The organism is Mesorhizobium hawassense (assembly GCF_003289945.1).
GTDB lineage: Bacteria > Pseudomonadota > Alphaproteobacteria > Rhizobiales > Rhizobiaceae > Mesorhizobium > Mesorhizobium hawassense.
In genome coordinates, this window is sequence record NZ_QMBP01000009.1 from 219763 (window position 1) to 242647 (window position 22885).

Annotated in this window: 23 protein-coding genes; 16 read left to right on the forward strand and 7 right to left on the reverse strand. The window is 64.7% G+C overall.

The genetic code is table 11. From position 1 onward, the window contains the following. Nucleotide 1: 1 nt before the first annotated feature. Nucleotides 2-454, forward strand: a complete 453-nt coding sequence (locus DPM33_RS19790; RefSeq protein WP_112099113.1) for an Lrp/AsnC family transcriptional regulator — start codon at nucleotides 2-4, stop codon at nucleotides 452-454. Here the strand turns inward: DPM33_RS19790 and DPM33_RS19795 are convergent. Then, nucleotides 451-1659: a cytochrome-c peroxidase gene (locus tag DPM33_RS19795; protein ID WP_112099114.1), complete on the reverse strand. Its 1209-nt coding sequence runs from the start codon at nucleotides 1657-1659 to the stop codon at nucleotides 451-453. The genes DPM33_RS19790 and DPM33_RS19795 overlap by 4 nt on opposite strands. 109 nt (nucleotides 1660-1768) lie before the next feature. Then, nucleotides 1769-2212 carry a FixH family protein gene (locus tag DPM33_RS19800; RefSeq protein WP_112099115.1) on the reverse strand — a complete coding sequence of 148 codons (444 nt, stop codon included), beginning with the start codon at nucleotides 2210-2212 and terminating at the stop codon, nucleotides 1769-1771. 215 nt (nucleotides 2213-2427) lie between these two features. On the opposite strand from DPM33_RS19800, the gene DPM33_RS19805 reads away from it, so the two are divergent. Then, nucleotides 2428-3348 carry a sugar kinase gene (locus DPM33_RS19805; protein ID WP_112099116.1) on the forward strand — a complete coding sequence of 307 codons (921 nt, stop codon included), beginning with the start codon at nucleotides 2428-2430 and terminating at the stop codon, nucleotides 3346-3348. Nucleotides 3349-3393: 45 nt separating this feature from the next. On the opposite strand, the gene DPM33_RS19810 is transcribed toward DPM33_RS19805, so the two are convergent. The 3 genes from DPM33_RS19810 to DPM33_RS19820 all read right to left on the reverse strand — a co-directional run bounded on the left by DPM33_RS19810 (nucleotide 3394) and on the right by DPM33_RS19820 (nucleotide 7194). Next, nucleotides 3394-4419 carry an aldose epimerase family protein gene (locus tag DPM33_RS19810; protein WP_112099117.1) on the reverse strand — a complete coding sequence of 342 codons (1026 nt, stop codon included), beginning with the start codon at nucleotides 4417-4419 and terminating at the stop codon, nucleotides 3394-3396. A gap of 187 nt (nucleotides 4420-4606) precedes the next feature. Continuing rightward, nucleotides 4607-6064, reverse strand: coding sequence for an NAD-dependent succinate-semialdehyde dehydrogenase (locus tag DPM33_RS19815; protein ID WP_112099118.1), 1458 nt, complete (start codon nucleotides 6062-6064; stop codon nucleotides 4607-4609). Nucleotides 6065-6243: 179 nt separating this feature from the next. Next, complete coding sequence (locus tag DPM33_RS19820) at nucleotides 6244-7194, reverse strand: AEC family transporter (protein ID WP_112099119.1); 951 nt, start codon at nucleotides 7192-7194, stop codon at nucleotides 6244-6246. A 162-nt stretch (nucleotides 7195-7356) separates the two neighbouring features. Between DPM33_RS19820 and DPM33_RS19825 the strand changes: the two genes are divergently transcribed. The 6 genes from DPM33_RS19825 (at nucleotide 7357) to DPM33_RS19850 (ending at nucleotide 13140) form a co-directional block, all read left to right on the forward strand. Continuing rightward, nucleotides 7357-7905, forward strand: a complete 549-nt coding sequence (locus DPM33_RS19825) for a histidine phosphatase family protein (RefSeq protein WP_112099120.1) — start codon at nucleotides 7357-7359, stop codon at nucleotides 7903-7905. Between the two features lie 223 nt (nucleotides 7906-8128). After that, on the forward strand, nucleotides 8129-8410 hold the full coding sequence (locus DPM33_RS19830) for an acyl carrier protein (RefSeq protein ID WP_040981809.1): 282 nt from the start codon (nucleotides 8129-8131) through the stop codon (nucleotides 8408-8410). Nucleotides 8411-8525: 115 nt separating this feature from the next. Next, nucleotides 8526-9713: a beta-ketoacyl-ACP synthase gene (locus DPM33_RS19835; RefSeq protein ID WP_112099121.1), complete on the forward strand. Its 1188-nt coding sequence runs from the start codon at nucleotides 8526-8528 to the stop codon at nucleotides 9711-9713. 78 nt (nucleotides 9714-9791) lie between these two features. Beyond that, the gene (locus DPM33_RS19840) at nucleotides 9792-11063 is read left to right on the forward strand and encodes a beta-ketoacyl-ACP synthase (protein WP_112099122.1); all 1272 of its coding nucleotides are present in this window, start codon (nucleotides 9792-9794) and stop codon (nucleotides 11061-11063) included. Between the two features lie 36 nt (nucleotides 11064-11099). Next, nucleotides 11100-12128: a zinc-binding dehydrogenase gene (locus tag DPM33_RS19845; protein WP_112099123.1), complete on the forward strand. Its 1029-nt coding sequence runs from the start codon at nucleotides 11100-11102 to the stop codon at nucleotides 12126-12128. A 19-nt stretch (nucleotides 12129-12147) separates the two neighbouring features. Then, nucleotides 12148-13140: a lipid A biosynthesis lauroyl acyltransferase gene (locus DPM33_RS19850; RefSeq protein WP_112099124.1), complete on the forward strand. Its 993-nt coding sequence runs from the start codon at nucleotides 12148-12150 to the stop codon at nucleotides 13138-13140. 22 nt (nucleotides 13141-13162) lie between these two features. Here DPM33_RS19850 and DPM33_RS19855 read toward each other — a convergent pair whose 3' ends face one another. Then, nucleotides 13163-13594 (reverse strand): L,D-transpeptidase, encoded by a 432-nt coding sequence (locus DPM33_RS19855; RefSeq protein ID WP_112099125.1) that lies wholly within the window; start codon nucleotides 13592-13594, stop codon nucleotides 13163-13165. 263 nt (nucleotides 13595-13857) lie between these two features. Here DPM33_RS19855 and DPM33_RS19860 point away from each other — a divergent pair, with 263 nt between their 5' ends. The 5 genes from DPM33_RS19860 (at nucleotide 13858) to DPM33_RS19880 (ending at nucleotide 20204) form a co-directional block, all read left to right on the forward strand. Continuing rightward, on the forward strand, nucleotides 13858-15135 hold the full coding sequence (locus DPM33_RS19860; RefSeq protein ID WP_112099126.1) for an acetylornithine deacetylase/succinyl-diaminopimelate desuccinylase family protein: 1278 nt from the start codon (nucleotides 13858-13860) through the stop codon (nucleotides 15133-15135). Between the two features lie 126 nt (nucleotides 15136-15261). Next, complete coding sequence (locus DPM33_RS19865) at nucleotides 15262-16743, forward strand: ABC transporter substrate-binding protein (protein ID WP_112099127.1); 1482 nt, start codon at nucleotides 15262-15264, stop codon at nucleotides 16741-16743. 28 nt (nucleotides 16744-16771) lie between these two features. Continuing rightward, nucleotides 16772-17719, forward strand: coding sequence for an ABC transporter permease (locus DPM33_RS19870; protein WP_112099128.1), 948 nt, complete (start codon nucleotides 16772-16774; stop codon nucleotides 17717-17719). Beyond that, the gene (locus DPM33_RS19875; protein ID WP_112099129.1) at nucleotides 17716-18585 is read left to right on the forward strand and encodes an ABC transporter permease; all 870 of its coding nucleotides are present in this window, start codon (nucleotides 17716-17718) and stop codon (nucleotides 18583-18585) included. Before DPM33_RS19870 ends, DPM33_RS19875 begins: the two co-directional genes overlap by 4 nt. Beyond that, the gene (locus tag DPM33_RS19880; protein ID WP_112099130.1) at nucleotides 18582-20204 is read left to right on the forward strand and encodes an ABC transporter ATP-binding protein; all 1623 of its coding nucleotides are present in this window, start codon (nucleotides 18582-18584) and stop codon (nucleotides 20202-20204) included. The genes DPM33_RS19875 and DPM33_RS19880 overlap by 4 nt, the downstream gene beginning before the upstream one ends. 26 nt (nucleotides 20205-20230) lie before the next feature. Here the strand turns inward: DPM33_RS19880 and DPM33_RS19885 are convergent, their stop codons facing one another. Beyond that, nucleotides 20231-20662, reverse strand: coding sequence for a TerB family tellurite resistance protein (locus tag DPM33_RS19885; protein WP_112099131.1), 432 nt, complete (start codon nucleotides 20660-20662; stop codon nucleotides 20231-20233). A gap of 197 nt (nucleotides 20663-20859) precedes the next feature. Between DPM33_RS19885 and DPM33_RS19890 the strand changes: the two genes are divergently transcribed. The 3 genes from DPM33_RS19890 to DPM33_RS19900 all read left to right on the forward strand — a co-directional run bounded on the left by DPM33_RS19890 (nucleotide 20860) and on the right by DPM33_RS19900 (nucleotide 22839). Further along, nucleotides 20860-21645, forward strand: coding sequence for a TSUP family transporter (locus DPM33_RS19890; protein WP_112099132.1), 786 nt, complete (start codon nucleotides 20860-20862; stop codon nucleotides 21643-21645). Between the two features lie 51 nt (nucleotides 21646-21696). Next, complete coding sequence (locus DPM33_RS19895) at nucleotides 21697-21867, forward strand: hypothetical protein (RefSeq protein ID WP_112099133.1); 171 nt, start codon at nucleotides 21697-21699, stop codon at nucleotides 21865-21867. Nucleotides 21868-22005: 138 nt separating this feature from the next. After that, nucleotides 22006-22839 (forward strand): helix-turn-helix domain-containing protein, encoded by an 834-nt coding sequence (locus tag DPM33_RS19900; protein ID WP_112099134.1) that lies wholly within the window; start codon nucleotides 22006-22008, stop codon nucleotides 22837-22839. The last annotated feature ends 46 nt before the right edge of the window (nucleotides 22840-22885 follow it).

Below are 22885 nucleotides of genomic sequence, written 5' to 3' on the forward strand. Positions count from 1 at the left end.
GATGACCGAAGACCAATTGGACCGCATAGACCGCAACATCCTGTCGGCGCTCGGGCGCGACGGCCGGCTTTCCATGTCGGAGCTGGCCTCCAAGGTCGGCCTGTCGAAGACGCCGGTGCAGGCGCGGGTCAAGCGGCTGGAGAAGGACGGCTACATAAGGGGCTACCGCGCCGTCATCGACCGCGAACGCATGGGTGAAGGCCATGTCGCCTTCGTCCAGGTGAAGCTGTCCGACACGCGCTCGGCGGCGCTCGACGCCTTCAACCGCGCAGTGCAAGGCGTGCCGGAGATCGAGCAATGCCACATGATGGCATCGAGCTTCGACTATCTTTTGAAGGTCCGCACCACCGACATCGCCGCCTATCGCCGCGTGCTCGGCGAGCGCATCTCGGCGCTCCCCCATGTCGCCCAGACCTCGACCTTCGTGGCGATGGAGACGGTGAAGGACCGCTAATCCGACAGCGTCTTGAGAAACGCCACCAGCGCCGCGCGCTCGCGATCCGACAGATCGAGCGGATGCACTTCCGAAACGCCTTCGACGGCAAGCGGCGCCTTCGAATAATGCGCCACCACTTCATCGAGCGTCGAGAACTGCCCGGCATGCATGTAAGGCGGGCGATCCGCCGCGCCCCTGAGCGACGGCGTCTTGTAGGCGCGCAGGATTTGCGGCGCGTCCTTGACCATGAAACGCAGCTCGCGGCAGGCGCTTTCGTCGCCGTCGCGGAATTTGCCGAGACAGTTGAACGGATCGGCCTGAACCTGTGCCACCGCATCGACCCGGCCCCGATCCAGCGGCAGGCCGTCGACCGGCGGCACGCCGGTGTTGTGGAAGGAATTGTCGGTGAAGCGCGGGCCGTTGTGACAGGTCACGCAATTGGCATTGCCGATGAACAGTTTCAGCCCAAGGATTTCTTCCGGCGAGAAGGCGGCGTCACCTTGCGGCGCTGCGCCAGTCGCGAGATCGATGGCAAAGCGGTCGAAGCGCGTCTGCTCAGGCTCGATCGACCGCTCGAAGGCGGCGATCGCCTTGCCGATATTGGCATAGACGCGGTTGACATCCTCTTGCTGGCTGGCCGGCATGGCTTTCCAGGCCGCCTTCTCGGCGTCGCTGCCGAGCGGGCTGGCGTTGGCCGGCACGGTGGACAGGTTCGGCAATGGCCCGAAGATGCGCTCATAGCGCTCGCCGAACCGCTTTTGCATGTAATGCGCGAAGGCAGCCCGGTTGCCGGCCTGCTCCAGCGGATTTTCGAGCGGCGTCAGCGCCTGCGCCCACAGGCTGTCGCGCCGTCCGTCCCAGAAGAACCATGGATTGCGCGCCACGCCGGCCAGCGGCATGGTGCGCCGGTTGGTATGGCCGACGCCGACCGCCTGCGGCAGGTCGTCCTGGAACTGGCGGTCGATCTTGTGGCAGGTCGAGCAGGACACCGTGCCGTCACGGCTCATGCCGCCGTCGAAGAATAGCGTCGAGCCGAGCGCCGCGGCTGCCGGCACATCCGCATACTGGTTGGTGGTGTCGACTTTGAGCGAAGGCAGCGTGTTCAGCGCCAGCGACGCGATGGTCTTCTTCTCGGCGTCGCTGAATTGCGGCTCGCCGCAGCCGCCCAGCAAGGCGAGTGCGGCCAAGGCCAGAAGGCCAGAGCAATTCCAGGAAAAGTGCATAGCGGTTTTTCGTCCGGAATTGCACAAAAACAAAGGCTTAGAGCGGTTCCGCGATCCTGTGAAACGCCGAACCGCTCTAACGACGCTCGCCAGTCGCTTCATCGCCCGCTCACAGCACGATGTTGAAGACGACGGAATCGGAACCCGCCGCCGCCGAGATGGCGAAGCGCAATTGCCACCAGCCGCTCATCGTGAACTTCACGCCGTCGATGCGGTAGCGCCCGTCGCCGAGATAATCGGTCGCCTGCGGACTGGTCGGCAGGCCGTGGTCGTGCTGTGGCATGCCGCCGGAAACGGTGATCGCCGCCCCTTCCACCGGCGCGCCGGCGGCGGTCTTCAGCGTCAGCAACCAAGACTGCAACTCGCCCTGCCGGACGACGCCGCGCTCCGGCTCGAAGCTCGCGAGGAACAGGGCGTTCGCCGTCTTTTTCGAACGCGAAATGTCCGGGCCGGACGCCGGTTGCGGCAGCACCAGATAGACGGCGGCCACGGCGCCGACCAGCAGAGCCGCCAGACCGAGACCCGCAAGAATGTAACGCCATACCGATGCCAAACCCGTTCCTCTTCGGCTGCTAACGTCGCGGGCCGCGTATCGCGTCCCGTCCTGCCTGTGGGAAATCGCTTCTGGCGCAAAATTCAGCCTTCGCCAAGCATGGCGCTGCGCACCGCAAAAAGCTACAGCGACAGAGTGTTGGAGCAATTCCAGGAAAAGTGCGCAGCGGTTTTCCATCCGGAATTGCGTTAAAAACTTCGGCAGGAACGGGCCGCATGGCAGTCAACGGTATCGCGTCGATCGGCGAGTGCATGATCGAACTGTCAGGCCAGACCGGCGCCAACTGGCGCATGGGTTTTGCTGGCGACACGTTCAACACGCTGTGGGCATTGCACGCGCTGAGCCCTGATCAGCCCGCGACCTATGTCTCGGCCTTCGGCGACGACCCCTTTTCGCGCGACCAGATTGCTTTCTTCGCCGGGAATGGCATCGGCGTCGGCAACAGTCCGGTCATTGCCGGCGCACGCCCAGGCCTTTACGCCATCACCCTCACCGGAGCCGAACGCGCCTTTACCTATTGGCGAGGCGATGCGGCCGCGCGCCAGCTTGCCTCCGACCCGGCGGCGCTCGCGAAAAGCCTTGAAAACCAGGCGCTTGTCTATTTTTCCGGAATTACTCTCGCAATTCTGGACGCGGCGGCGCGCAAAACCCTGCTTTCAGCCGTGGCGAGCGCCCGCAAGGCCGGCTCGCTTGTCGCCTTCGACCCGAACTACCGGCCGCGTCTGTGGCCAAGCCGCGAGGCGGCGCAGGCCGCGATCACCGAAGCTCTCCAGGTCTGCGACATCGCGCTGCCGACCTTCCCGGACGAGCAGATGTTGTTCGGCGACGAGACGCCTGAAGGCACTGCCAAGCGCCTGGGCAAGCTGACCGGCGAGGTCGTGGTCAAGAATGGCGAGCAGCCGGCCTTGATCGCCGCGAGCGGCGCTTCACAAACCGTTGACGCGGTTCACGTCGCCGCGCCGGTCGACACCACCGGCGCCGGAGACTCTTTCAACGGCGGCTATCTCGCCGCCAGGCTCGCCGGCCATGCGCCCGCCGACGCGGCGCGCCGCGCGCACAAGGTCGCCGCTGCGGTCGTGCAGGTTCGCGGCGCGCTGGCCCCATTCGAAACATTGCGGGCGGCCTTCGACAGTTAAGCGCCGTCGAAGCTTACATTGACATCACTTCGGTATCGATAACCCTTAGGGCAAGCGGAACCGGTATTCCGTGACCTGATGATAGATCTGTCCCGGCCACAGCGTGGCCTGCGGGAAATAGGGCCGGTTCGGCGCGTCCGGCCAGGTCTGCGCTTCGAGGCAAAGGCCCGAAAACGCCTTGTAGCGGCGGCCGTCGAGCCCCGGCGATTTCGGCGCGACGAACTGGCCGCTATAGAGCTGCAGTCCCGGCTCGGTGGTCCAGACTTCCATCTCGACACCGGAATTGGCGCCTTGCACCCAGGCCGCCTGGTGCAGCGGACCACGGCTGGAGGCCAGGCAGTAATTCAGGTCATAGCGAAGCTGCTCGCCTTCCATTTCCATGCGCAGCGCCCGCGCCTGCCGAAAATCGAAGGGCGTGCCGTCGACCGGCTTCACCACACCGGTCGGGATCATCTCGTCATCGACGGGCGTGTAGGCGCCGGCATTGAGCATCAGCCGGTGGTCGAGGATGTCTGCCGTCCCGCCATCGTCCAGATTGAAATAGGAATGCTGCGCCAGGTTGCAGAGCGTCGGCTCCTCGCAGGTCGCCGTCAGCTCCATGCTGAGCGTCCCGGGGATCTTGAGCCGGTAGGTGCAGGTGACGTCGAGCGCACCGGGAAAGCCCATCGCGCCATCCGGGTCGTGCAAGGTCAGTGTCACGAAATCGCGGCCGTGCAGCGAGACGGTCCATGGCCGGTGGAAAAAGCCTTCCGAGCCGCCATGCAGCGTGTGCTTGCCGAGAAAATTCTGCTCGGTCTGGTAGCGGTTGCCGGCGATGGTGAAACGGCCGCCGCCGATGCGGTTGGCGAAGCGGCCGACCACGGCGCCGAAGAAGGCGCGGTCGGTCTCGTAGGGTTCGAAGCGGTCGTAGCCCAGCACCAGCGGCGCATCGTGACCGGAAAGACGCAGATCCTGGACGATCGCGCCGAGACCGATGATGTTGGCGGTGAGGCCTCCTCCGCGGATTGTAAAGCGGCGCACGGCCTCGCCCGCCTGCGTCGTGCCGAAGACCTCGCCGTCTTTCATCGCCATGCCCGAAATGTCATTTCCTGATTTGGCGATTTAGGCCGACGGCGCACCGTCCGGCAAGGGCAGGTCAGAGCAATTCCAGGAAAAGTGTGAAGCGGTTTTCCGTCCGGAATTGCGTAAAATCAAACAGATGGAGCCGTTCATCGAAACGATGAACGGCTCCAGAAGACTGCCCTGTTCCGCCGGGATATCAGAGGCCGAGGCCGCCGATGCAGACATATTTGGTGTCGAGATAGTCTTCGATGCCCTGATGTCCGCCTTCCTTGCCGAGGCCGGATTCCTTGACGCCGCCGAACGGCGCCTCAGGCGTGGTGATCAGGCCTTCATTGACGCCGACCATGCCGTATTTCAGCCCTTCCATGACCCGGAAGGCGCGGCCAAGATCGCCGGTGTAGAAATAGCAGGCAAGGCCGAATTCGGTGTCATTGGCCAAAGCGATCGCCTGTTCCTCGGTCTCGAACTTGAACACCGGAGCGACCGGCCCGAAAATCTCTTCCTTCATGAAGCGCATTTTCGGGGTGGCATCGGCGATCACCGTCGGCTGGAAGAACGAGCCGCCCAGCGCATGGCGCTTGCCGCCGGCGACGACCTTGCCGCCCTTCGACGTTGCATCGGCGATCAGTTCCTCGACCTTCTCCACCGCCTTCTCATCGATCAGCGGCCCCTGCTGCACGCCTTCCTCGAGGCCGGAACCGACCTTCAACGCATCGCTGGCGGCGGCAAGCTTCTCGACGAACTTGTCATAGACGCCGGCCTGCACCAGGAAGCGGTTGGTGCACACGCAGGTCTGGCCGGAATTGCGGTACTTGGCGGTGATGGCGCCGGTCACGGCACGGTCGATGTCGGCGTCGTCGAAGACGATGAACGGCGCATTGCCGCCGAGCTCCATCGACACTTTCTTGACCGTCACCGACGACTTCTGGATCAAAAGCTTGCCGACCTCCGTCGAACCGGTGAAGGTGATCTTCGACACCAGCGGATTGGCGCAGATTTCGTCGCCGATCTCGGCGGCCGAGCCGGTCAGGATGTTGACGACGCCCTTGGGGAAGCCGACTTCCTCGGCGAGCGCGCCCCAGGCGAGACCCGAATAAGGCGTCTGCGTCGCCGGCTTGACCACCGCCGTGCAGCCCGCGGCCAGCGCCGGGCCGAGCTTGCGGGCCAGCATCGAGGACGGGAAGTTCCACGGCGTGATGGCGGCGATGACGCCGACCGGCTCCTTGGTCACCAGGATGCGGCGATCTCCCCATGGCGACGGCACGATGTCGCCATAGGTGCGGCGACCTTCCTCGGCGAACCATAGGATGTAGGCGGCGGCGGAGCCGATTTCGCCCTTGGACTCGAACAGCGACTTGCCCTGCTCGATGGTGAGGAGCTCGGCCAGCACGTCCTGATTGTCCATCATCGCGTCGTGCAGCTTGCGCAGAAGCTTCGAACGCTCGAGCGCGGTGGTCTTGCGCCAGGTCTTGAAAGCTTCGTTCGCCGCCTCGATGGCGCGGCGCGTCTCGCCCTTGCCGGCCTTCGGCACGGTGCCGATCTTCAGCCCCGTCGCCGGATTGTTGACGTCGATGGTCTGGCCGCTGTCGGCCTGCACCCACTCGCCGTTGATGAGATTGGCCTGGCGCATGAAATGGCTGGTTTTCTGAAGCATGGTCTGGCCTCCGCTCGGCGCGCTGATCGCGCCGTTTTTTCTGTTTATCCGTTGAAGCGTGCTCTGAGGGCCGCACGCCGGCGCACTGCTCTTACCTAGGGAAAGGCGGGCAGGCAATCACAAGATGGCATATAGGGGTTGGGCCAGCAAAGGCGAGCGTGGGCCAGCCTGCTGAAGGCTTACCCAAAAATATGCACCACCACGGTCAGCCAGAACGACGTGGTCAGCACCGCGCTCGCCGTGGCGAGCGTCATCTGGTTCGAGGCCAGCGCCTGGCCGGTGTTGAACTGGACGGCGATCAGATAGGAGTTGATGCCCGACGGGAGTGCCGCAACCACCACCGCGACCTTGGCCGTCAGCGGCGGCAGGCCGAGCAGCCAGACGAAGGCCAGCACCAGCGCCGGCATCAGGAACAGCTTCAGCCCCGACAGCGCCAGCGCCGGCTTGATATTGCCGGAGATGCCGAAGCGGCGCAGGCTTAGCCCCATGGCGAACAGTGCCACGGGGCCGGCCGTATCGGCGAGCGTATCGACCAGCCGTTCGACAAGGTCCGGCAGCGGCAAGCCGGTCAGGCGCCAGGCAAGCCCCGCCAGGATGCCGATGATCAGCGGATTGATGAACAGCCGCCGGAGGAAGCTCTTGACGACGCGCAGCGGATGCACGGTCTCGCCGCTGCCGCGCCCGAACATCTCGAACAGCACGATCGAGGCCATCATCATGATCGGCAGATGGACCGAGACCAGCAGCGACAGCACCTCGAAGCCGCTCGCGCCGAAAACACCGAGTATGAAGGGCGCGCCAAGCAGCACGACGTTGGAATAAGCCGAGGACACGCCGCCGACGATGCCCGCGCGTGCGTCTCGCCCGAACAGCCGCGTCGTAACCAGATGGCCAGCGGCCCAGGTGATGGCGACGGCCGCGAAATAGGCGCTCCACAGCGACCACGGGGTGACGCCGTGGAAATCCGACTTGACCATGGTCTGGAACAAGAGCAGCGGCATCGCCACGTTGACGGCGAATTCGGAAATGCCCTCGCCGCTCGCCGGCCTCAAATAGCCGGTGAGCCCGGCCAGATAGCCGAGCGCGACGAGGCTGAAGACGAAAAGGACGGTTTCGGTTAGCGGAGTCATTTCTTGGGCGGAGACACTTTCCCGTGATAGGCGAGCCCTGATCGCCATGCAATTGGCGCGGCGCGCCGTTCGCTCGCTGCCGCGCTTGTTTTCTGACCGGCTTTGCGGTCCCTATATGGCCAATCACGGCTTTGGCCCCGCCGGGCCGCCCAGGGACTTCCGATGCTGCGAATTGTTCTGGCGCTTTTTCTCCTGATGGCTCCGAGCCTTGCCCACGCGACCGACGCCGGCTGGGCGCTGCTGCGCGACGGCGGCCATGTCGTGCTGCTTCGCCATGCCTTCGTCACCGGAGCGACCGACCCGGCGAATTTCGATATCGGCAATTGCGCGACCCAGCTCAACCTGTCGGAGCGCGGCAAGCAGCTGGCAAGCCGTATCGGCGCGCTGTTCGCGGCCCGCGCGGCGCCCATCGACCACGTGCTCTCCAGCCGCTATTGCCGCTGCCTCGACACCGCCCGCATCGCTTTCGAATCCGAGCCGCAGCCTTTCGCGCCGCTCGATCTGCTGAAAACCGATCCTGGTGAGAAAGCCGCGCAGATCGCCGCGATCGTCAAGGAGATCCGCGGCTATTCCGGTTCCGACAATCTGGTCCTGGTCACGCATCTCGAGGACATCGAAGCGCTGACTGGCGTGGCGCCGCGCGAGGGCGAGGCCGTGGTGGTGGCGCCGGACGGAGACGGCCTCAAAGTGCTGGGACGCGTGACTTTCTGACTGCCGGTTATCCATTTTTAAGGCGCTTTTGTTGCAGAAATGCCACCGGCGGCGGTCGCAAACGCAATTCGGGAGGTCCGGTGCACGGCATTTGGATTGCGTTCCCAAAGCCGGTATCCCATCTGCGACCGGCGCATTCGGCCTTTTCCTGCCGGGAAAAACCGATTAGACAGCGCCCAAACAAGATGCGGACAGATTCCGCCCGCAACCGAAGGAAGAGCCCTTGTCCACCACTTTCGAGAAAGTCGCCAAGATCATTGCCGACACCAGCGAGATCGACATCGACACCATCACGCCGGAGAGCCACACCATCGACGACCTCGGCATCGACAGCCTCGATTTCCTCGACATCGTCTTCGCCATCGACAAGGAATTCGGCATCAAGGTGCCGCTCGAGAAGTGGACGCAGGAAGTCAATGACGGCAAGGCTTCGACCGACGATTACTTCGTCATGAAGAACCTCTGCGCCAAGATCGACGCCCTGGTCGCGGCCAAGAACGCCTGATGTTTAGAGGGCGCGCGAACTTGACGCGCTCAGCGCATGACCTCGAAATCGGCATCGATTTTCGGAAAGGATCATGCGCAAAATCAAAAAGTCGCCTGACCCAAAACAGCCTCCCATGAGTTCCCACGACGTCGTCATCACCGGCATCGGCCTTGTCTCCTCGCTGGGAGAAGGCCCCGACGCGCATTGGCGGAAGCTTACGCAGCCCGGTTTCCAGCCGGTGCTCGAGGCTGAGCGCTTCGCGCCCTATACCATCCATCCCCTGCCCGAGATCGACTGGAACCTGCAGATCGCCAAGCGCGGCGACCAGCGCCAGATGGAGACCTGGCAGCGGCTCGGCACCTATGTCGCCGGCCTCGCGCTGGACGACGCCGGCATCAAGGGCAATGACGAGCTTTGCACGACCATGGACATGGTCGTGGCGGCCGGCGGCGGCGAGCGCGACGAGGCGGTCGACGCCGGGATCCTCGCGGCCTCCGAGAGCCGCAACGACCGCGACGTGCTGCTCAACGAGAAGCTGACCACGGAATTGCGGCCGACGCTCTTCCTCGCCCAGCTCTCCAACCTGCTCGCCGGCAACATCTCGATCGTGCACAAGGTCACCGGTTCGTCGCGCACCTTCATGGGCGAGGAAGGCGCCGGCGTTTCCGCCGTCGAGACGGCCGCCGCGCGTATCCGCTCGGGACAGTCGACCCATGTCCTGGTCGGCGGCGCCTTCCAGACCGAGCATTCCGACATGCTGCTCGGCTATGAGCTTGCCGGCTATCTGCATCGCGGCCCGTGGAAGCCCGTTTGGCAGCGCCAGGGCAGCGAAGGCGGCGGCGTGGTGACCGGCTCCGGCGGCGCCTTCCTGGTGCTCGAGCAGCGCGAGCATGCGCAGAGCCGCGGCCGCAAGATCTACGCCGAGCTTGGCCCCGTCGTTTCCGGCCGCGCCAGGCGCCGGCGCGGCGAGCTGAATGCCGAGATCGCCGCGCTGCTGAAGCAGGCTCACCTTCCCGATGGCGACCTGCTTACGATTTCCGCCGCCTCCGGCGCCCACGCCGCCACCGCTGCCGAAAAGGCGGTGCTCGACGCCAACCCGACCTTGGCCGTGCGCGCCTTCTCGACGCTGACCGGTCATATGAAGGAAGCGCAGTTCCCCTTCGCCGTGGCGCTCGCGGCGCTCGCCGTCGACCGCAAGGCCGGCTATCCTGCTTTCGATGCCACAGCGGAGCGGCAATTCGCGGGCGTTCCCACGACCGTCCTTGCAACGACGGTCGGCTATCACCAATTCGAGGGCCTGGGGCTGATCAAAGCCGCCTAGATTTCTCTTTACGCAGTTCCGGACGGAAAACCGCGACAGGCTTTTCCTGGAATTGCTCTGGACCGAGGCAGATAAAACATGGCCAATCTCCGCGATCATATGGGCAGGCCGATCGTCGCCGTGACCGGCATCGGCGTGGTGACCTCGCTCGGCGTCGGCAAGGCCGACAACTGGGCGGCACTGACCTCGGGAAAATCCGGCATCCATCCGATCACCCGCTTTCCGGTCGATCAGCTCAACACCCGCATCTCCGGCATGGTCGACTTCCTGCCGTCGAGCTCCAAGGGGGCCAGCCCCCTCACCTACGAGATGGCCGAGACAGCGGCGCAGGAAGCGGTGTCGGAGGCAGGCCTCGATTCCGGCGATTTCGGCGGACCGCTGTTCCTCGCTTCGCCGCCGGTCGAGCTCGACTGGGCCGACCGCTTCTCGCTCTACAATTCCGACAAGCAGGATATCGGCGCCGAAAGGCTGCTGAGGGTCGCGCGCGCGTTGAAGGAGCTCGACATCTTCGAGACCACGCAGTTCGGCTCGATTGCCGACAGGCTGGCCGACCGCTTCGGCACGCGCGGCCTGCCGATCACCCTGTCCACGGCTTGCGCATCCGGCGCCACCGCCATCCAGCTCGGCGTCGAGGCGATCCGGCGCGGCGAGTGCGACAAGGCGCTGTCGATCGGCGCCGACGGCTCGGCAACCGCCGAGGCGCTGATCCGCTTCTCGCTGCTTTCCGCGCTCTCCACCCACAACGATATCCCTGAGAAGGCGTCAAAACCCTTCTCCAAGGACCGCGACGGCTTCGTGCTGGCCGAGGGTTCCGGCGCGCTGGTGCTGGAATCGCTTGAAGCGGCCCTTGCGCGCGGCGCGACGATCCTCGGCATCATGCGCGGCTGCGGCGAGAAGGCCGACGACTTTCACCGCACCCGCTCCAAGCCCGACGCTTCGCCCGCGATCGCGGCGGTGCGCGCCGCCCTTGCCGATGCAGGCGTGGGTGAGGACGAGATCGACTACGTCAACGCGCACGGCACCTCGACGCCGGAAAACGACAAGATGGAGCACCTGTCGCTGTCGACTGTCTTCGGCGAGCGCATCGCCTCGATGCCGATCTCGTCGAACAAGTCGATGATCGGCCACACGCTGTCGGCCGCCGGCGCCGTCGAGGCCGCTTTCTCGCTGATGACCATGCGCGAAAGCGTCATTCCGCCGACCATCAACTACGACAATCCCGATCCGGCGATCGTGCTCGACGTCGTGCCGAACAAGAAGCGCAACGCCGAGGTCAGCACCGTCTTGTCGAATTCCTTCGGTTTCGGCGGCCAGAACACCTGCCTTGTCATGGCGCGGGAACCGGTCTAAGCGGACTTTTTCAGCCGGACTGAACCGACAGGCCCCATGCGCGCATTGCAACTTATCGAGGACCGCCGTCTTGAAACGGTGGACCTGCCGCCTCCCCCGCCGCCTTCGCTCGGCGAGGTGACGCTCCGCATCAAGGCGGTGGCGCTCAACCATATCGACGTCTGGGGCTGGCGCGGCATGGCCTTCGCCAAGCGCAAGCTGCCGCTGGTCGTCGGCGCCGAGGCCGCAGGTGAGGTCGAGACGGTCGGCCCCGGCGTCTCCAACCTGCTGCCGGGACAATTGGTGTCGATCTATGGCGCGCGCACCTGCGGGCTGTGCCGAGCCTGCCGCGAAGGCCGCGACAATCTCTGCGAGCACGTTTCGGGCGTGCACGGCTTCCATCTCGATGGCTTCGCCCAGGAAAAGATCAACCTGCCGGCCCGCCTCCTGGTGCCGGCTCCGCCCGGCGTCACCGAAATCGGCGCGGCGGTCGCTCCGGTCACCTTCGGCACGGTCGAGCACATGCTGTTCGACAATGCCAGGCTGGAACCCGGCGAAACCATTCTCGTCCACGCCGGCGGCTCCGGCATCGGCTCCGCCGCCATCCAGCTGGCCAAGAAAATGGGCTGCACGGTCATCACCACGGTCGGTTCGAACGACAAGATCGACAAGGCCAAGGCGCTTGGCGCCGACCATGTCATCAACTACCGCGAGGACCGCTTCGAGGGCGTCGTGCGCAAGCTGACTAAGAAGAAGGGCGTCGACGTCGTGTTCGAGCATGTCGGCGCCGACACCTTCGCCGGCTCGATGCTGTGCCTGAAGCGCGGCGGCCGCCTCGTCACCTGCGGCTCGACCTCGGGCGTGTCGACGCAGGTCAACCTGATGCAGCTCTTCCAGCAGCAGCTGAAGCTGCTCGGATCCTTTGGCTGCCGTATGGAGAACATGGCCGACGCCATGCAGAAGATGGCCGCCGGCCTCGTCGCCCCCGTCATCGATACCGAGGTGGGTTTCGACGACATCGACGCGGCGCTGAAGCGTATGGAAGGCCGCGACGTGTTCGGCAAGATCATCCTGCGCGTTTCCTAAGGCATTTCAGGAAAGGCGGATGGTCGGCAAGGTGTTCAGGAAAGCCCGCCGGGACTTCATGTTCCGCTACGGCCTGCGGCTGCGCCAGATGGAGCACTGGCTGGTCGCGAGGCTCGCCATGGTGCTGCTGTCGCTGCTGCGGCTGTTGCCGCCGGACAGCGCGCTCAACTTCGCCGACCGCGTCACCCGCCGCGTCGGCCCGATGGTCGGACGCCACCGCGTCGCTGTCGACAATCTGCGCCTTGCCTATCCTGAAAAGAGCGACGCCGAGATTGAAGCCATCGCGCTCGACATGTGGGGCAACATGGCCCGCCTCGCGGCCGAGTACATCTTCCTCGACGCCCTCTTCGACTTCGATCCGAACGCTTCGAAGCCGGGCCGGGTCGAGGTCCGTGGCATCGAGCATTTCGTCGAGATCGCCGGCGAGAACAGACCGCACATCCTGTTCACCGGCCATCTCGGCAATTTCGAGCTGCTGCCGGTTGCCGCCGCCACGTTCGGCATGAAGATCACGGCGCTGTTTCGCCCGCCGAACAACCCCTACCTCGCGGACTACATCCACTCCACGCGCCGCTCCTCGATGGGCGCGCTGCTGCCCTCTTCAACCGGCGCATCCTTCGCCCTTGCCGCCATCCTGGAGAACGGCGGCAATATCGGCGTGCTGGTCGATCAGAAATTTTCGGGCGGCGTGGAGACGACCTTCTTCGGCCGACCATGCCAGAGCAATCCGATGCTTGGCATGCTGGCCCGCCACTATGACTGCGATGTCTACCCCGCCCGCTGCGTCCGGCTGCCGGGCAACCGCTTTCGCCTGGAAATCGAGGACAAGCTGACCTTGCCGCGCACCGAAGACGGCAGCGTCGACGTCGCCTCCACCACCCAGCTTTTCACCGACGTGGTCGAGCGCTGGGTGCGTGAGGACCCGGGCCAGTGGATGTGGTTCCACAAGCGCTGGGAAATCAGCGGTCGCCGCCGCAAGCGCGGACAAGCGAAGGCGGCTGCCGGCCAGTAGTCAAGCCAGCTTGCCGCTCGGATCAGTTGGTGACGACGATCCGCGTGTTGCCGAAGCCGGCTTCCTTGACCATCGCATAGAAGGTCGCGGCGTTGGCCGGATGCAGGCGCACGCAGCCATGCGAGGCCGGACGCCCGAGATTCCTGATCGCTCCGGTGCCGTGAATGGCGAAGCCGCCGTGGAAGAACACCGAATAAGGCATCGGCGAGTTGTCATACTTGCGCGAGTACCACATCCGGGCGGTCCATTGCGGCCGGTAGCTGCCGCGTGGCGTGAAGTAGCCCTTGCGCGCGGTCGACACGCTCCAGCGGTAAACCACCTGGCCGTATTTGCTGACGGTCATGGTCTGCGTCGAGACGTCGATATTGGCCTCCAAATTGGCTGCCCGACCTGCGACAGACATGCCGAACAACGCGGTTGCCAGCACGGTTGCCATGAGAACGAACTTTTTCATGCGATCAAACCCCTTCGATTGCCCCCTGCCATTCGCGCGGTTTTTCCATCTTTTCGGCGGCAGGTGCGTTAAGTACCACACACTCCTTGACGAATCCGCCAATCCAATCCGATGAATTTGAACGATTTTCCCGGCATAGTTGCTGTCGCGACACGCACCCTCTGAAGTTTAGGCGCGGGCGTTTGGGCCATGCCCGGATCGTCGTGTGGCAATGCGCGACTGCTTGCTTGCAAAAGTGCCGCGTTCCTTCTTCAATCCGCCGGATGAGTGAACGACTTTTCAAGGCGGTCGAGGACCGGGTCGACGATCTTGTCGCGCTGACCGCGGACCTGATCCGCTTCCCGACCGTCAATCCGCCAGGCGAAGCCTACCGGCCGTGCGCCGAGTTCCTTGGCGCGCGCTTGAGGAAGCTCGGCTTCGAAACCGAATTCATTCGTGCCGAGGGGGCGCCGGGCGACAGCGACCGCTACCCGCGCGTCAATGTCGTCGCCCGCTTCGACGGCCGCTCGCCCGGCCCTTGCGTGCACTTCAACTCGCATATCGACGTGGTCGAGGCCGGCGACGGCTGGACCGTCGATCCCTTTGCCGGCGTCGTGAAGGACGGCAGGGTCTATGGCCGCGGCGCCTGCGACATGAAAGGCGGCCTGGCAGCCTCGGTCATCGCCGTCGAAGCCTTCATGGAGGTCTACCCGGACTTTCCCGGCGCCATCGAGATATCGGGCACGGCGGACGAGGAATCGGGCGGTTTCGGCGGCGTCGCGCATCTGGCAAGGCTCGGCTATTTCTCGAAGCCGAAGGTCGACCACGTCATCATCCCGGAGCCGTTGAACAAGGATCGCATCTGCCTTGGCCACCGTGGCGTCTGGTGGGCCGAGATCGAGACCAAGGGCGAGATCGCGCATGGCTCGATGCCGTTCCTCGGCGACAATGCGGTGCGCCACATGGGCGCCGTCCTGCAGGCCTTCGAGGACGAATTGTTCCCGGCGCTCGACCGCAAGATGACGCGCATGCCGGTGGTGCCGGAAGGCGCCCGCAGATCGACCATGAACATCAATTCCATCCATGGCGGCCAGACCGAGGATTTCCGGCCGGGGCTTCCCTCGCCCAACGTGCCGGACTGGTGCCGGCTCACCATCGACCGGCGCTTCCTGCTCGAAGAGGACATCGCGGCCGTCAAAGGCGAGGTCACCGGCATCCTCGACCGGCTGAAGCGCGAGCGCAAGAAATTCGACTACGAGATCCGCGACCTGATGGAGGTGCTGCCGCTGATGACCGAGCGCGACGCGCCGGTGGTGAAAGCCGTCGCCAAAGGCATCATGGAGGTGTTCGACCGCGAGCCCGACTATGTGATCTCTCCCGGCACCTACGACCAGAAGCATGTCGCGCGCATCGGCCACCTCTATGATTGCATCGCCTACGGCCCGGGCATACTGGACCTTGCCCACAGGCCGGACGAATGGGTGGGCATCGCCGACATGGTGGAATCGGCCAAGGTGATGGCGATCGGCCTCAACATACTGCTGAGAGGGACGACGGACTGAGCGCGGCGCCGGCAGGAAAAACATTCCTTCAGGAACCGCCGGACAGCACGAAACGCAATTTACTCGCGCGCCAAATCACGCTTCTATCCGCCGGCTTGAGCACGTTTAAGCAATGGGAGTTCAGCGATGAAACTGTGGAAGACCATCCTGGCCGCGGCCGCCCTGTCGCTTGCCGCCGCCACGTCGGCCTTTGCCGCGCGCACCGACCTCACACTTGGCATCGTGCTCGAGCCGCCGCATCTCGATCCGACCGCCGGCGCGGCCGCGGCCATCGGCGAAGTCACCTATGCCAACGTCTTTGAAGGGCTGACGCGCATCGACGACAACGGCCAGGTTCAGGCCGCTCTCGCCGAGAGCTGGGCCGTCTCCGACGACGGCAAGATCTACACGTTCAAGCTGCATTCCGGCGTGAAGTTCCACGATGGCTCGGCCTTCAGCGCCGACGACGTGAAATTCTCGCTGGACCGGGCGCGTGCCAAGGATTCGCTCAATCCGCAAAAGCCGCTCTTTGCGCACATCACCGATGTCACGGCGGTCGATCCAGCGACGGTCAAGGTCACCCTCGACGGCCCGCAGGGCAATTTCCTTTACGACATGGGCCTGGTCGCAGCGGTGATCGTGGGGAAGGGATCGGCCGACGGCAATAAGGACAAGCCGATCGGCACCGGTCCGTTCAAGCTCGATCACTGGGCCAAGGGTTCCGAGATCACGCTAGTCAAGAACCCGGACTACTGGGGCACGCCCGCCGCGCTCGACAAGGCGACATTCCGCATCGTTCCCGACGCCGCCGCGGCAGTCCCCGCCTTGCTTTCGGGCGACATCCAGGCTTTCGCCAACATGCCAGCGCAGGACGCACTTGCGCAGGTCCAGTCCGATCCGCGCTTCAGCGTCGTGATCGGCGCGACCGAGGGCGAGACAATCCTGTCGATCAACAACAAGAAGCCACCCTTCGACAAGCTCGCGGTGCGGCAGGCGCTCGCCTCGGCGATCGATCGCGGCGCTATTATTGCAGCCGCCTCGAACGGTCTTGGAAAGCCGATCGGCTCTCATTTCTCGCCGGGCGATGCGGGCTATGTCGATCTCACCGGCGTCTATCCGCACGACATCGTCAAGGCCAAGGAGTATCTGAAGGAAGCGGGGCTGGAGAACGGCTTCTCGGCCACGATCAAGCTGCCGCCCGTGCCCTACGCACGCGACGGCGGCCAGGTGATTCAATCCCAACTGAAGGACATCGGGGTCAATCTGCAGATCATTCCGGTCGAATGGGCGGAGTGGCTTAGCCAGGTCTTCACCAACAAGGACTACGACCTGACCATTGTTTCCCATGTCGAGCCAAACGACATCGATATCTATTCGCGGCCCGGCTACTATTTCCAGTATGACAATCCGAAGTTCAACGACCTCATCAAGGAGCTCGACACCACGGTTGACAACGACAAGAGGCTGGAGCTGCTGGGCGAGGCGCAGAAGATTCTCGCGCACGACGTGCCTGCCGTCTACCTGTTCGAGCTGCCGAAGATTGGCGTCTGGGACGCCAAGCTGCAGGGCATGTGGACGAACTGGCCGATCGAGGCGGATGATCTGACCAAGGTGAAGTGGACGGATTGAGGGCGGCGCGATCGCCCGATCGCTTCCCATGACCGCCTACCTCCTCAAACGCCTCATCATCGCGGCCCTCACCCTGGTGCTGGCCTCGATGGTGGTGTTTGCGGTCATGGAGATCCTGCCCGGAGATCCGGCGCGCCTGATGCTGGGCCTCAATGCCAGCGCCGACCAGATTGAAGTGCTGCGCAACCAGATGGGGCTGAACGCGCCGCTTATCCTGCGCTATCTCCATTGGGCGGGTGGCTTGCTCAGCCTCGATTTCGGCCGTTCCTACACCTATTCGGTTCCCGTCATCGACCTGGTGCGCGAACGCGTCGCCGTTTCCCTGCCGCTGGCTTTGATCGCATTGGCGCTCTCGACCCTCATCGCCATTCCGGTCGGTGTGTTTTCCGCCAGCCGCCAGGGCCGCGCCGGTGACACGCTCGCCATGGGGGCAGCCCAACTCGGCGTCGCTGTGCCGAATTTCTGGTTCGCGCTGATGCTGATCTATCTCTTCGCCGTCTGGCTCCGGCTGGTGCCGGCAGGCGGTTTTCCCGGGTGGAATGCTGGCATCTGGGTTGCGCTAAAATCCCTGATCTTGCCCGCCGTCGCGCTCGCGCTGCCGCAGGCGGCGATCCTAGGGCGCGTCGCCCGCTCGGCGCTGATCGAGGTGCTCAACGAAGACTATATCCGCACCGCCCGCGCCAAGGGCCTGCCCTACCACGCCGTGCTGTGGCGCCATGCGTTGCGCAACGCCATGATCCCGGTGCTCACCATTCTCGGCCTGCAATTCGCCTTCCTGCTTGCCGGCACCATCATCATCGAGAATGTCTTTTACCTGCCTGGCCTCGGCCGGCTGATCTTCCAGGCCATCACCCAGCGCGACCTGATCGTCGTCGAGAGCATCGTCATGCTTCTTGTCGCCGCCGTGATCGTCATCAACCTCCTCGTCGATTTCTCCTACGCCATCGTCGATCCGCGCCTCAGAGGCCGGCAATGACCATGCGCATCGACCTGCCCGAGGAAACCGTCGCCGGCATGCTGGCCAAGGCCTTCGGCAATCGATCGTTCCTGATCGGTCTCGCTATCACGCTGCTGGTCGTGACCGTCGCGCTCGTCTCCTTCGTCTGGACGCCATACGACGTGACCAAACTGGTGATCGCCGACAAGACGCAGGCGCCCTCATGGACGCACTGGTTCGGCACAGACCATTTCGGCCGCGACATCCTGTCGATGATCATGGTCGGCGCCCGCAATTCCATCGCCGTGGCGCTGGTCGCGGTCGGCATCGGCATGGGCATCGGCGTGCCGCTCGGCGCCTTCGCCGCCGCGCGCGGCGGCATGGCGGATGAGGCGCTGATGCGCATCAACGATCTCGTCTTCGCCTTCCCGGCGCTGCTTTCGGCGATCATGATCACCGCGATCTTCGGCCCGGGCGCCGTCAACGCCATCATCGCCATCGGCATCTTCAACATACCTGTCTTTGCGCGCGTCGCCCGCGCCGGCGCGCTGGCCATCTGGCCGCGCGAATTCATCCTCGCGGCGCGCGCCGCCGGCAAGGGCATGACGCGGATCACCGTCGAGCACATCCTGCCCAACATCGCGACGCTGCTTCTGGTCCAGGGCACGATCCAGTTCGCGCTGGGCATCCTCGCCGAAGCCGGGCTTTCCTATGTCGGCCTCGGCGCCCAGCCGCCGATGCCGAGCTGGGGCCGCATGCTGTTCGACGCGCAGACGCGCATGGTGACCGCGCCCTGGATGGCGATCTTTCCCGGCATGGCGATCGTCGTGACCGTGCTCGGGCTGAACCTGCTCGGCGACGGCATCGCCGACATCCTCGACCCCAAATCGCGGCGGCGCCGATGAGCCTGCTCGAGATCGAGAACCTGTCGCTGGCCATCGGCGCGACACCGATCCTGAAAGGCGTCGAGCTGACGATCACGCCTGGCGAGGTGGTCGGCCTGGTCGGCGAATCCGGCTCCGGCAAGTCGATGACGGCGCTGACCATCATGCGGCTTTTGCCGCATCTGGCGCGCGCCGAGGGCCGCGTCACCTTCGACGGCATCGACATCCTCGCCGCCACCGAGGACCAGATGTGCGCCTTGCGCGGCGACGATATCGGCATGGTCTTCCAGGAGCCGATGACGGCGCTCAACCCGGTCAAGACCATCGGCGAGCAGGTTGCCGAAGGCATTCGCTGGCACACCAAGGCGGGCCGCGCCGAAGCTGAGGACCGCGCGCGAAAAATCCTCGACCGGGTCGGGCTGCCGGAAGCCAAATTCCCGCTATCGCGCTATCCGCACGAACTGTCCGGCGGCCAGCGCCAGCGCGTCGTCATCGCCATCGCCTGCGCGCTGAAGCCGAAGCTGCTGATCGCCGACGAGCCAACGACGGCGCTCGACGTGGTGCTGCAGGCGCAGATCCTCGACCTGCTGCGCGATCTGGTCCGCGAGAACCGCATGGGGCTGCTGCTCATCTCGCACGACCTCGCGGTGGTGACCGAGATGGCCGATCGCCTGACCATCCTGCGCCACGGCGAGGTGACGGAAGCCGGCGACACCGCCCGCACGCTGTCGCAGCAGCAGCACCCCTACACGCGCGAGCTGGCGTTGGCCTCCATGCATGTGCCGGCGCGTCCGAAACCGCATCTCGCCGGCTCGGCAAAACCCTTGCTCGAAGTCGAAGGCGTTGGCCGGGACTATCCGGGACGGCGCAAAAGCCTGTTCCGGCCGGCGCAGCCGATCCGCGCCGTCGACGATGTCTCGCTCACCATCGGGCCTGCGCAATCGGTGGCGCTGGTCGGCCGCTCGGGCTGCGGCAAGTCCACGCTTGCCCGCATGATCCTGGCGCTGGACAAGCCGACGGCGGGCACGATCCGCTTTCGCGGCGAAGCCATCACCGGCAAGCCGGAACAGGCGCTGAAGCCGGCCCGACGCGACATGCAGGTCGTGTTCCAGGATCCCTACGGCTCCTTCGACCCGCGCCAGAAGGTGGAGAAACTGGTGGCCGAGCCGCTGCATCTTCTGGAAAAGCAGCCGGCCGCGGCCGAGCGCCGCGAGATGGTCGCGCACGCGCTGCATGAAGTCGGGCTCGGTCCGCGCGACATGGAAAAATACCCGCATGAATTCTCGGGCGGCCAGCGCCAGCGCCTGTCGATCGCCCGCGCCATCATCACCCGCCCGAAGCTCGTCGTGGCCGACGAACCGGTCTCGGCGCTGGACGTCTCGATCCGCGCCCAGATCCTCGACCTTTTCGCCGAGCTCAACCAGAAGCTCGGCATCGCCTACCTGTTCATCACCCACGATTTGACGGTCGCCCGCGCCATGGCGGACGAGGTGCTGGTCATGCATGAAGGCAAGATCGTCGAGCGCGGCCGCGCCGCCGATGTTCTCGACCACCCGCGCTCGGAAGCGGCGCAGGCGCTTGTCGCGGCGGCGCCCGACCTCCACCGCGCGATTGCGCGAAAAATGCAGGAACAGGGGTAAGCAGAGACCGCGCCGGGCAGCAGCCCTCAGCTCTCCGGCTTCACCACGTCGACCGGGCTGATATCGAGCAGATCGAGCGTCCGGCGCAGCAGCCGGACCTCGCTCTCGGCCAATTTGGAATCCGCCTTGGCGATCTCGGCCATATGCTGGGCCAGCAGCTTGCGCCGCTCGATATCGAGGTCGCGGAACAGCGCGATCGCCTGCGAGCCGTTGGTCTCGTAGCCATAGTCGTTGAGATATTCGATGACGCTGTCGATCGAGGCCTCCGGGATGCCGAAGGCTTCCTTGCAGATGCGCCGGAAGACGACCATCTCGCTCTCCGAGACAGATCCGTCGGCCAGGATCATGCGGAACAGCATCAACAGTTCCGCCGACAGCACCGGATCGTCCGCTACCTTGCGAACCCCCGGGTCACCGTCGAAGATCGAACGTATCTGGTCGAGCAGCGCCATCGCCATCAGCCTCCCTCCGCGATTCCATCTGATTGTTAGAGCAATTCCAGGAAAAGTGTGAAGCGGTTTCCGTACGAATTGCGCCAAAACAAAAGATAGGACGGTTCGGCGTGAAACGGCGAGCCGATCTGGTGTGGAATTGGCCTTGCGCAAAGTGGGCGGGCGTGATGCAAGCAGCGGCTCCTCCCGCCGTGACTTGCCTGATGATTGACCTTACCCTGCAGACTGTCCTCATCCTTATTGCCGCCGCCTTTGCCGCTGGCTTCGTCGACTCGATCGCCGGCGGCGGCGGGCTGATCACCATCCCGGCGCTGCTGCTCGCCGGCTTTTCGCCGGTCGCAGCACTCGGCACCAACAAATTGCAGGGCATGTTCGGGTCCGGCTCGGCCACCATCCATTATGCGGCCAACGGCCAGGTCGACCTGCGCCGCCAGCTGCCGTCGGCGCTGCTGGCGCTTGTCGGCGGCGCGGTCGGCGCCTTGTTGGCGACCGTCGTGCCCGGCGATTTCCTGCGCGCCCTGCTGCCGCTGCTTCTGATCGCCATCGCGCTCTATTTCGCGCTGAAGCCGAACATGGACGACGTCGACCGCGCGGAGCGGCTGTCGCCTTTCCTGTTCGGGCTGATCATCCCGCCGCTGGTTGGCTTCTATGACGGTGTCTTCGGCCCCGGCGCCGGCTCCTTCTACATGCTCGCCTTCGTCACCCTGGCCGGCTATGGCGTTCTCAAGGCGACGGCGCACACCAAGCTGCTCAATTTCGCCTCCAACATCGGCGGCTTCATCGTCTTCGCCGCCGTCGGCGTCATCGACTGGAAGATCGGCCTGATGATGGGCGTGGCGCAGTTCATCGGCGCCCGGGTCGGCGCAAGCCTCGCCATCCGCATCGGCGCGAAGCTGATCAAGCCGCTGCTGGTGGTCGTTTGCCTGGCTCTGGCGGTCAAGTTGTTAGCCGACCCGGCCAATCCCCTGCGCCAGCTCATTGGTGTGTGAGGCTCCTGCTGGTAGAATCCGGGTGTTGCGAATCATGTTGGAGGGACAAACATGAATCTCAGTGCACCCACCCAGGTCGTGTTCATTATTTCGTTGGTCATCGCCATCATCGGCCTTCTCGCCGCGCTTGGCGTTCTTGCATTCATTCCGCTTGCGTCCGTTTGGATCATGCTCATCGCCTATATCGTGCTCGCCGCCGGCTGTTTGATGCGCGGCGCTTGAAGCAATTCCAGGAAAAGTGTGCAGCGGTTTTCCGTCCGGAATTGCGTTAATGCCAATAGCCAATCTCAGGCAACTCGGAGCGCCCGGCCCTGCCGGGCGCTTTTGATTTTTGCGAGCGTGTTCTGCTAGGCTCGCGCCATGTCCGACGAGACGGAGCGCCATCGCCAGGATAATCGCTCTCCCGCCCTCCATTTCGAGATGGTGCGGCGCAAGCCCGCCGGTACGCTTGCAGGCATCGTCACGGATATCTGCGGCTATCGCGAGATAAGGCCGGGCCATTTCCGCATCGTCGAATATGCCTCACTCACCGTGCCGCTGGTGATCAGCTTCGCCGAAGCCTTCGCCATCGGGCTCGGCCACACGCCCAGCGACAATGACCGCTACGCGAGCTTCGCCGCCGGCCTCTATGCCGGGCCGGTCATGATCGAATCCTTCGGCGCCGCCTGCTGCGTCCAAGTCAACTTCACGCCGCTCGGCGCCAGGCGATTCTTCGGCCTGCCGATGAGCGAGCTGCGCGATCGCATGGTCGGGCTGGACGACGCGCTGGGCCTTGACGGCATGGCATTGCGCGAACGACTAGGCGAGGCGTCGGATTGGGACGCGCGCTTCGACATAGCCGAATGCTTCATCGCCAGCCGCCTGGCGGAGGCGAATGCGCTGTCGCCCGAAATCGCCTGGGCCTACCGGACGGTCATCGCGTCGGGAGGCCGCACCCGCATTGCGGCGCTCGCCGGCGAGATCGGCTGGAGCCGCAAGCATCTGGCGGCAAAGTTCACCGACGCGATCGGCATCGGTCCGAAGACTTTATCGCGCATCGTGCGCTTCAACTGCGCGCTCTCGCTGTCGAAGCAGCAGGACGACGACTGGGCCGGCATCGCCGCCGATTGCGGCTATGCCGACCAGGCGCATCTGGTGCGCGAATTCCGCCAGCTTGCCGGCGAAACGCCGACCGGGCTCGCGGCGTCGATGTAGGCCTTGGCCGAGGTAACATTTCTTCAAGACGCCGGAACGGCCATGA

Bases quoted from the DNA above. Each gene is read 5' to 3' on its own strand.
- DPM33_RS19810 (WP_112099117.1), bottom strand. From the start codon at position 4,419: ATGGCGATGAAAGACGGCGAGGTCTTCGGCACGACGCAGGCGGGCGAG.
- DPM33_RS19820 (WP_112099119.1), bottom strand. From the start codon at position 7,194: ATGACTCCGCTAACCGAAACCGTCCTTTTCGTCTTCAGCCTCGTCGCG.
- DPM33_RS19825 (WP_112099120.1), top strand. From the start codon at position 7,357: ATGCTGCGAATTGTTCTGGCGCTTTTTCTCCTGATGGCTCCGAGCCTT.
- DPM33_RS19815 (WP_112099118.1), bottom strand. From the start codon at position 6,064: ATGCTTCAGAAAACCAGCCATTTCATGCGCCAGGCCAATCTCATCAAC.
- DPM33_RS19855 (WP_112099125.1), bottom strand. From the start codon at position 13,594: ATGAAAAAGTTCGTTCTCATGGCAACCGTGCTGGCAACCGCGTTGTTC.
- DPM33_RS19835 (WP_112099121.1), top strand. From the start codon at position 8,526: ATGAGTTCCCACGACGTCGTCATCACCGGCATCGGCCTTGTCTCCTCG.
- DPM33_RS19845 (WP_112099123.1), top strand. From the start codon at position 11,100: ATGCGCGCATTGCAACTTATCGAGGACCGCCGTCTTGAAACGGTGGAC.
- DPM33_RS19790 (WP_112099113.1), top strand. From the start codon at position 2: ATGACCGAAGACCAATTGGACCGCATAGACCGCAACATCCTGTCGGCG.
- DPM33_RS19900 (WP_112099134.1), top strand. From the start codon at position 22,006: ATGTCCGACGAGACGGAGCGCCATCGCCAGGATAATCGCTCTCCCGCC.
- DPM33_RS19850 (WP_112099124.1), top strand. From the start codon at position 12,148: ATGGTCGGCAAGGTGTTCAGGAAAGCCCGCCGGGACTTCATGTTCCGC.
- DPM33_RS19860 (WP_112099126.1), top strand. From the start codon at position 13,858: ATGAGTGAACGACTTTTCAAGGCGGTCGAGGACCGGGTCGACGATCTT.
- DPM33_RS19875 (WP_112099129.1), top strand. From the start codon at position 17,716: ATGACCATGCGCATCGACCTGCCCGAGGAAACCGTCGCCGGCATGCTG.
- DPM33_RS19880 (WP_112099130.1), top strand. From the start codon at position 18,582: ATGAGCCTGCTCGAGATCGAGAACCTGTCGCTGGCCATCGGCGCGACA.
- DPM33_RS19890 (WP_112099132.1), top strand. From the start codon at position 20,860: ATGATTGACCTTACCCTGCAGACTGTCCTCATCCTTATTGCCGCCGCC.
- DPM33_RS19840 (WP_112099122.1), top strand. From the start codon at position 9,792: ATGGCCAATCTCCGCGATCATATGGGCAGGCCGATCGTCGCCGTGACC.
- DPM33_RS19865 (WP_112099127.1), top strand. From the start codon at position 15,262: ATGAAACTGTGGAAGACCATCCTGGCCGCGGCCGCCCTGTCGCTTGCC.
- DPM33_RS19805 (WP_112099116.1), top strand. From the start codon at position 2,428: ATGGCAGTCAACGGTATCGCGTCGATCGGCGAGTGCATGATCGAACTG.
- DPM33_RS19795 (WP_112099114.1), bottom strand. From the start codon at position 1,659: ATGCACTTTTCCTGGAATTGCTCTGGCCTTCTGGCCTTGGCCGCACTC.
- DPM33_RS19870 (WP_112099128.1), top strand. From the start codon at position 16,772: ATGACCGCCTACCTCCTCAAACGCCTCATCATCGCGGCCCTCACCCTG.
- DPM33_RS19885 (WP_112099131.1), bottom strand. From the start codon at position 20,662: ATGGCGATGGCGCTGCTCGACCAGATACGTTCGATCTTCGACGGTGAC.
- DPM33_RS19895 (WP_112099133.1), top strand. From the start codon at position 21,697: ATGAATCTCAGTGCACCCACCCAGGTCGTGTTCATTATTTCGTTGGTC.